Source organism: Nitrosospira sp. Nsp13 (genome assembly GCF_900101945.1).
Lineage (GTDB): Bacteria > Pseudomonadota > Gammaproteobacteria > Burkholderiales > Nitrosomonadaceae > Nitrosospira > Nitrosospira multiformis_D.
The window spans coordinates 1-1265 of the sequence record NZ_FMVD01000048.1 but is presented as its reverse complement, the minus strand read 5'-3'; the positions used below and the strand labels follow the sequence as shown (position 1 = coordinate 1265).

General features: G+C 53.8%; 1 protein-coding gene. It reads right to left on the bottom strand.

Features of this window, described 5'->3' with window-relative positions:
* Positions 1-171 precede the first annotated feature (171 nt).
* Positions 172-1113, bottom strand: coding sequence for an urease accessory protein UreD (locus BLO43_RS16240; protein ID WP_090908085.1), 942 nt, complete (start codon positions 1111-1113; stop codon positions 172-174).
* Positions 1114-1265 lie beyond the last annotated feature (152 nt).

The following is a 1265-nucleotide window of genomic DNA, read 5'->3' as shown; positions in this document are numbered from 1 at the left end:
CTAATCCGGCAGTAAATATCTGCAGCTTGTCTTTCTCTCTTGGTGTAAGGTCCATTGCTTCCTCCTCGTTAAATTAACAATTGTTTTACTTCTTCCACTTCTTTTAACACTGCTACCACCTGATGCTTCTCTTGCCGGATACCAAAAACATGCCGCTTCACTGAAAAGACATCACGTTTTCCACATACGCGGAACCATTGCCTCACGGCCAAGCATAGCCGGACGGAGCAGACCCCAGATATGCAGCATCACCTGTCGTGCCGTCTCGCTCGAGTTTCCTAGATAACGCGCCGTTATCACTGGTTTCAACTGCGAGATGCCGAGATGGCCGGCCCCTTTCGCGATTTCCCCCCCCTCTTCGCGCGCGGCCGCCAGCACGGTGGGGGACACAGTCTTTCCCACCGCGATCAGGGTGGCACAGATGGTGTTTCCGGCAAGCAGTAAAGGACTCTTCATGCCTGCACTGCCACCCGCCAGCCGGAGCTGCTCGAACCAGATCAATCTGCCTTCGTATTGAATGCGGGTCCGCTGCCTGATCCGGCCGCTGGTGAATGATTCTCCTGAGGCCGTACGGCCAAAACAAAGGATTTCGCAACCGATATAGCTTGCCTCTTTTTCCATCACTACATGATGCTCAAGCTTCACATCGACGTTATCGAAAAAAATGGTTTCCTGCGGCACCCATTCGAGCACGCCTTTTACACCGACATCGAGTCTTATAGCCTGGTGCGAGACATGACCATTAGCCTTGTACCATTTGGCCGCACCCGGGGTGGTGACCTGGGTGCTGGCTGCTGCGCCGACGCGGGCGGAAATCTCCAACTGATCGCCGCCCACGACACCGCCCGGCGGATGCACGATGACAACCTGGCAAACCTCCCGCCCTTCGGGATAGAGTGGTTTTTGCACCAGCAGTGGACCGAAATGTTCCCGTTCCACTAAACGGGTGGCGCCTTCTTCCTTGCGGAAACCCAGCGACAACCGTGCCTGCAGCGGCGTATAGCCTGAATCCAGCTTCACGTCCGGCGAATCTTGCGTGGGATACAGGTGATGAACTGAAGCGGCAGGGTCCCGTCTGATGACGGATTCTTCCGCGTTAGGTATTAAATGCATGTCTTGTTATCGATCATTTTATGGTTTTGATGAAATATCAGGCGTTTACATCTGCAGCTGGAAAGATAGTTTGAAGACATCCACCTTGTCGCCTATCACCCCCGGTGCATAATTCAAGCCTTTGGTGAAGAGGTCGCCATGCTGGTAATACG

Coding starts and splice junctions, on each gene's coding strand:
- BLO43_RS16240 (WP_090908085.1), bottom strand. CDS start 1,113: ATGCATTTAATACCTAACGCGGAAGAATCCGTCATCAGACGGGACCCT.